The organism is Actinoplanes couchii (assembly GCF_016862075.1).
GTDB classification, from domain to species: domain Bacteria; phylum Actinomycetota; class Actinomycetes; order Mycobacteriales; family Micromonosporaceae; genus Actinoplanes; species Actinoplanes couchii.
The window spans coordinates 175,130-181,525 of the sequence record NZ_BOMG01000086.1; the positions used below are offsets into that span (position 1 = coordinate 175,130).

The 6,396-nt window shown below is 69.0% G+C and carries 4 protein-coding genes and 1 pseudogene; 3 read left to right on the plus strand and 2 right to left on the minus strand.

Features of this window, described 5'->3' with window-relative positions:
• The first annotated feature begins 58 nt into the window (after nucleotides 1-58).
• Nucleotides 59-1,210 carry an N-acetylmuramoyl-L-alanine amidase gene (locus Aco03nite_RS35105; RefSeq protein WP_203803408.1) on the plus strand — a complete coding sequence of 384 codons (1,152 nt, stop codon included), beginning with the start codon at nucleotides 59-61 and terminating at the stop codon, nucleotides 1,208-1,210.
• Here Aco03nite_RS35105 and Aco03nite_RS35110 read toward each other — a convergent pair.
• The gene (locus tag Aco03nite_RS35110; protein ID WP_203803411.1) at nucleotides 1,207-1,869 is read right to left on the minus strand and encodes a GNAT family N-acetyltransferase; all 663 of its coding nucleotides are present in this window, start codon (nucleotides 1,867-1,869) and stop codon (nucleotides 1,207-1,209) included. The two genes, Aco03nite_RS35105 and Aco03nite_RS35110, sit on opposite strands and share 4 nt — an antisense overlap.
• A 108-nt stretch (nucleotides 1,870-1,977) precedes the next feature.
• On the opposite strand from Aco03nite_RS35110, the gene Aco03nite_RS35115 reads away from it, so the two are divergent.
• Nucleotides 1,978-3,279, plus strand: a complete 1,302-nt coding sequence (locus Aco03nite_RS35115) for an aminotransferase-like domain-containing protein (RefSeq protein ID WP_203803413.1) — start codon at nucleotides 1,978-1,980, stop codon at nucleotides 3,277-3,279.
• Complete coding sequence (locus Aco03nite_RS35120) at nucleotides 3,276-4,247, plus strand: D-alanine--D-alanine ligase family protein (protein ID WP_203803418.1); 972 nt, start codon at nucleotides 3,276-3,278, stop codon at nucleotides 4,245-4,247. The genes Aco03nite_RS35115 and Aco03nite_RS35120 overlap by 4 nt, the downstream gene beginning before the upstream one ends.
• A 206-nt stretch (nucleotides 4,248-4,453) precedes the next feature.
• Here the strand turns inward: Aco03nite_RS35120 and Aco03nite_RS35125 are convergent.
• Nucleotides 4,454-5,104, minus strand: a pseudogene (locus tag Aco03nite_RS35125) (hypothetical protein); the annotation flags it as partial.
• Nucleotides 5,105-6,396 lie beyond the last annotated feature (1,292 nt).

Sequence of the window (6,396 nt, forward strand, 5' to 3'; positions counted from 1 at the left end):
TTGGGTCGCGGGGCGTACTGTCCTGGGGGTTGTGTCCTTTTCTGAAAAGGAGTCGTGAGTGCGGTCCATTCGACGGGGAGACACCGGCCCGGCCGTTGCGGAGATCAGGTCGATCCTGGTCGGTCTGGAGCTGCTCACCACCGCTGAGCCCGCCGTCTTCGACGACGCTCTGGAAGGCTCGGTCCGGGCGTTCCAGCAGAGCCGTGGTCTCGGCATCGACGGCATGGTCGGCGACGAGACCTGGGGTGCGCTGGACGCGGCCCGCTGGCGGCTCGGCTCCCGGACGCTCTTCCACTCGGTGCCGGACGCGCTCGTCGGCGAGGACGTGCGGGCGCTCCAGGAGCGCCTGCTGGAGATGGGGTACGACGCCGGTCGCCCCGACGCGGTCTACGGCGCCCGGACGGCCCGTGCGGTCGCCCAGTTCCAGCGTGAGGTCGGGCTCGTCCCGGACGGCTCGTGTGGCCCGCAGACCATGAAGGCGCTGCGCCGGCTCGGCCGCAAGGTCGTCGGCGGCCGTCCGCAGTGGCTGCGCGAGGCGGAGGCGTTCCGTCAGTCCGGCCCCAACCTGGTCGGCAAGACCATCATGATCGATCCCGGACACGGCGGCGGTGACGACACGGGTGTGGTGGTGCCCGACGGCCCGCTCCGGTGGAACGAGGCGGACCTGGTCTTCGACCTCGCCTCCCGGCTGGAGGGCCGGCTCTCCGCGGCCGGCATGCGGGTGCACCTGACCCGGGGCCCGTCACCGGCCGAGCCGATGAGCGGGGCCGAGCGGGCCGCCCTGGCCAACACACTCGGTGCCGATCTGCTGATCTCCCTGCACCTGGACGGGCACGAGTCCGCGTCGGCGGAGGGGGTCGCCACCTACCACTACGGCACCGGCAACGGGCTCAGCTCCACCGTCGGCGAGCGCCTGGCCAACCTGGTGCAGCGCGAGATCGTGGTGCGGACCGGGATGCACGACTGCCGTACCCACGCGAAGGGTTGGGACCTGCTGCGTCTCACCCGGATGCCGACGGTCCGGGTCGACCTCGGTTACCTGACGTCGAAGACCGACCGGGAGCGGCTGATCGACCCGCAGTCCCGGGAGCAGCTGGTCGAGGCGCTGCTGGCCGCCGTCCAGCGGATGTATTTCCCGGTCGAGCGCGACGTGCCGACCGGTTCGATCGACGTGCGCCAGCTCCGGCTAGCCCTCGCCGACAAGGGCTAGTTGTCGGCGGACCTGGTCGCCGTCACCGGGCGGACCGGGCGCAGCAGGGTCTCCGGGCTCATCGAGCCCAGCAGTTTCTCCAGCGCGTACTCGACGTCGGACTTCCAGGACAGGGCCGTCCGCAGCTCCAGCCGCAACCGCGGGTACCGGGGGTGCGGACGGACCGTCTTGAAGCCCACCGACAGATAGAAGTCGACCGGGGCCAGACAGGCCGACGACTCGTCGGTCTCGTCCGGTTTGGCGTCGCCGAACGCCTCGATCGCCTTCACCCCGCGCTTCGTCAGATCCCGGGCCACGCCCTGGACCAGCATCCGGCCCAGGCCGCCGCCGGCGAAGGCGGGCACCACCCGGGCCGTGGTCAGCAGGGCCGCGTCGGCACTCACCGGCGACGTCGGGAACGCCATCGACCGCGGCACGTAGGCGGGCGGCGCATACATCACGAACCCGGCCGGCATGCCGTCGACGTACGCCAGCTTGCCGCACGAGCCCCACTCCAGCAGCGTCTGGGAAACCCACGCCTCCTTCTCGAGACCGGGATCACCAGTCGCACACGCGCGCTCCGCGGAGACCGGATCGAGCTCCCAGTAGACGCACTGCCGACAAGGCCGGGGCAGGTCCTCGAGCGTGTCGAGGGTGAGATTGACCAGGCGTCGCGACATGCGGGACCCCTTGCAGCTCGGAACCGGAACTACCGAATCCTACGTCGGGACCACCATGAACGGGACCGGACTAGGATCGTTTCAGCCTGATCAGAAGAGGAGCATCGCATGACCGGAACAACTCAGGACGACTACACCGATCGGTACGCCCGGCGGGTCCGCGGCATGACCACGTCCGAGATCCGTGCCCTGTTCGCCGTCGCCAGCCGTCCCGAAGTAGTCTCTCTCGCCGGCGGCTCGCCCTACATCGCCGCCCTGCCGCTCGACGCGGTCGGCGAGATGCTCGGCGACCTGGCCGCCCAGCAGGGCGCCACCAGCCTGCAGTACGGGATCGGTCAGGGCACCGTCGAGCTGCGCGAACGCATCTGTGAGGTGATGACCCACTCCGGCATCACCGGCGCCTCCCCCGACGACGTGGTGGTCACCGTCGGCGGCCAGCAGGCTCTCGACCTGCTCGCCAGGCTGTTCCTCGACCCGGGCGACGTGGTGCTCGCCGAGGGGCCGACCTACGTCGGCGCACTCGGCGTGTTCCAGGCCGCCCAGGCACAGGTCCGGCACGTGGCAATGGACGCAGAGGGCCTGATCCCGGCAGCACTCGAGGAAGCCATCGCCCGGGACGGCGGCCGGGCCAAGTTCCTGTACACGATCCCCACCTTCCAGAACCCGGCCGGTGTCACCCTCTCGGAACAGCGGCGCGAGCAGATCCTCGACATCTGCGAGCGGGCCGGGCTCCTCGTCGTGGAGGACGACCCGTACGGCATGTTGTCGTTCGAGGGCGACGCGCCGCTGCCGCTGCGGGCCCGGCGCCGGGAGGGCGTCTTCTACTGCTCCACCTTCTCCAAGACGTTCGCGCCCGGGCTGCGGGTCGGCTGGATCCTGGCCCCCCATGCGGTACGCGAGAAGCTGGTCATGATGAGCGAGGCGAACGTGCTGTGCCCGAGCGCGTTCGCACAGGGCGCCGTCACGAAATACCTGTCGACCATGCCGTGGCAGCAGCAGATCAAGGTGTACCGGGAGATCTACCGGGAGCGCCGCGACGCGCTGCTCGGCGCACTCGAGGACCTGATGCCGGCCGGCACCACGTGGACCCGGCCGACCGGTGGGCTGTTCGTCTGGGCCACCCTGCCCGAGGGCCTCGACTCGAAGGCGATGATGCCGCGGGCCATCGCCGCCCGGGTCGCCTACGTGCCCGGCACCGGCTTCTACGCCGACGGGACGGGGCGGTCCAACATGCGGCTCAACTTCAGTTTCTCCTCGCCCGATCGGCTCCGGGAAGGCGTACGCCGGCTGTCCGGGGTGATGGAACAGGACCTCGCGATGCGTGCCGTCTTCGGTTCGGCTCTGCCTTCTCCGTCCCGGAGTCGTCGTGGCTCGGCCGCCGCCGACGCCCCCGGCCCCGACTTGGCATGATCACAGCCATGGGTACGAATGACGACGTGCGAGTGCTGGTCCTGGCCGGTGGGCTGTCCTACGAACGGGACGTGTCCCTGCGATCCGGGCGGCGGGTGCTCGACGCGCTCCGGTCCACCGGCATGACCGCCGAACTGCACGACGCCGACGTCGCCCTGCTCCCCTCGCTGCAGGCCGACCCGCCGGACGCGGTGGTGATCGCACTGCACGGCGCCACCGGTGAGGACGGGTCGCTGCGCGGGGTGCTCGACCTGTGCGGTGTGCCCTACGTCGGCGCCGACGCTCGGACCGCCCGGCTCGCCTGGGACAAGCCGTCCGCCAAATCGATGCTGCGCGAGGCCGGCATTCCGACACCCGACTGGGTGGCGCTGCCGCACGACCGGTTCTCCGAACTCGGGGCGGTCGCGGTGCTCGACCGGATCGTGTCGCGGCTCGGTCTGCCGCTCATGGTCAAACCCGCGCAGGGCGGATCCGGGCTGGGGGCCGCGGTGGTGCGGGACGCTGCGGACCTTCCGGCGGCCATGGTCGGTTGCTTCGCGTACGACTCGACGGCTCTTGTCGAGCAGTACGTCAGCGGCACCGTCGTGGCGGTCTCGATCATCGACCTGGGCACCGGGCCGGAGACGCTGCCGATCGTGGAGATCGTGCCGCGGGACGGGGTGTACGACTACGCCGCCCGCTACACCGCCGGGCTCACCACCTGGCATGTGCCGGCTCGGTTGTCCGCGCCGGTGGCCGCCCGGGTCTCGGAGATGGCGCTGGCGGCGTACAAGGCGCTCGGTCTTCGGGATCTCTCCCGGATCGATGTGATCGTGACTCCGGACGGGGAGCCGCATGTGCTCGGGTGCAACGTGTCGCCCGGGTTGACCGAGACTTCTCTGCTGCCGTTGGCGGTGCAGGCGGCTGGGGTGGATCTCGGGGCGGTCTTGAGCGCGCTGGTGTCGCGTGCGGTGGCCCGGCGGTCCTAGAGCGTTTTGTTCTTGGCTTTCGGATCTGTTGGATCTTTTAGATCCCTTGGATCTCGGCTTCTGGATCTTTCTAGGCCTGCGTCTCGCCTGATCTTTCGGGTCGCGGCCTTCTGATCACGGCCCGGCGTTCTCACGCCGGGCCGTTCTGTCTTGCTCCCCCGCGCTGTCCTTCTTCAGCCCACGTCTCCCAGGTTCTCCGGGCGGTCGGCATCCGTGTGTCCGGCGTCCGTGCGTCCTGTTTCCGTGCGGCCGGTTTCCGTATGTCCGGTGTCCGTAGGCACGTTCAGCTTGCCGGAGGATTCCCAGGCGATATGGGCCGGCTCGGCGTTCGCCGTTCCGCCGAAGTCGGCGAGCCAGGCGGCGACCATCGCCAGGTTCTCCCGCCACTGCGACTCCGGGACGACCGGCAGTATGTCATCCCACAGGCTCAGGAAGGTGCCACGCAGTTGGAGCCGGCCGTAGGGCCGGGCCAGGAACCACATGTGCAGGTGGGCGCTGCCGTCACCCCAGCGATTCACGTGAACCCGGGCGACGCCGTCGAGCGAGCGGATGGCGCGCTCCAGGCGGACCGTCATCACGCCGAGCTCAGCGGCCAGCAGGTTCGGCAGGTCGCCGAGGTCGAGGTGCGACCGGCACTCCAGGATGAGAACCATGGGTAGGCCGGTGGGCCGGTCCATCGCGCGGACGCGCCACCGCTCACTGACCCAGATGTACGAGTCGTCGGAGGTCCCACACGCCACACAGTCCGAACCGTCCTCACCGCTACGAGGCGGCTCGACGTCAACAGGTGCGGCGAGTTTTTTGACCCGCATATCGCCTTCGAAGGGAAAGGACGGCCATCGAGTGAAGTCAGGCAGGGGGGTGGTGTTCTCAGACACGACGTGACCTTAGCCCAGCCCAGGACGACATGTCCCGGGTCAATTTCGCACGACCGAGGGACTCCCGCACGTAGACGCCCATGAGCATCCCGTAATCCACAGACCCATCCCCAGGTTATCCACAGAAGTTATCCACAGGCTCCCGTGTTTCACGTGAAACTCGACGTAGAACGCTTGCGCACCCTGTGGATAGACCGGTGGACGACGACAACAACATCGGCAACGTTTCACGTGAAACGCCACCACCCCCACCATCAACAGGCGCCACACACAGGTTGTGGATAGTGGCCCCCACGCATGTCTCCACCCCCAGCCGCCTTCCCCTTTCACATTCACTTTCGGCCGCGCCGTCAACGCCGATCGAACAACCTGACGCGGTCCGCAATCGCCGCAAGATCCTGATCGCCACACCGCCAGCCGCATCGGCCACGAAGCCACCCGCGCACCCGCCAGCACGTCGGCACGTCGGCACGTCGGCACGTCGGCACGACGGCACGCAGTATCGGTCACCATGCCTGCCGCCACATCGCCAACCGCTGTACCCGTCACCAATGCTGACCGCCACATACGTCACCGTGGTGACCGCCGCATCGGTCACCACCCCCGGACTACTGCGACGGTCACGATGCCCGTCACCGGCCGGCGGCCACAGACCGGCCCACCGCCCTAATCCGTAGTGACCAACTCCCCGACCAACCCACTACCCAGTCAGGCTCCGCAGCCCGCGCACCCCCACGACCGGGGCCGTGCCAATCACACCGCACCACCACAACCCCAGCCGCCCCGCGCCTTCACGCCTAAGCCGAGTCCGTATCCGTGCAGCATCCACGAGGCCAAGTTCGTAGTCCCGCACGATCACAGCCGAACCGAGCCAGTCACACCGCTGGCCCCAGGAACCAAGCCAGTCCCCAAATCCTGTGCACCATCAGGACCAACCCAGATCCACACCCACCTGACGTCTCAACAAGACCAGCGCCCCAAGTCCTACCGCCCCCGGACATCGAGGTGTGGCTACCCGGCAACAACGCCCCAACGGATCCAAATTCAAGGCCCCCAACGACAAAACCAATCCAGGTCGCCCACAAGCCAAGGCTCATCTCGACCTGGCGGCCACAACGACCAAGGCCTGCACCCCGTCAATCCGCACGGCCAAGTCCCGGGCCCAATCCCTAGCCAGCCCTAGGGCAAGCCTCAGTCCGCACCGGCATCCGAACCGCTCGCCGCCAGCCGCGGCCGTCGCCGCCAGCCGCGGCCGTCGCCGCCAGCCGCGG

What these genes read in the sequence shown, in the direction of transcription:
- Aco03nite_RS35110 (WP_203803411.1), bottom strand. Translation starts at nt 1,869, where the DNA reads ATGTCGCGACGCCTGGTCAATCTCACCCTCGACACGCTCGAGGACCTG.
- Aco03nite_RS35115 (WP_203803413.1), top strand. Translation starts at nt 1,978, where the DNA reads ATGACCGGAACAACTCAGGACGACTACACCGATCGGTACGCCCGGCGG.
- Aco03nite_RS35120 (WP_203803418.1), top strand. Translation starts at nt 3,276, where the DNA reads ATGATCACAGCCATGGGTACGAATGACGACGTGCGAGTGCTGGTCCTG.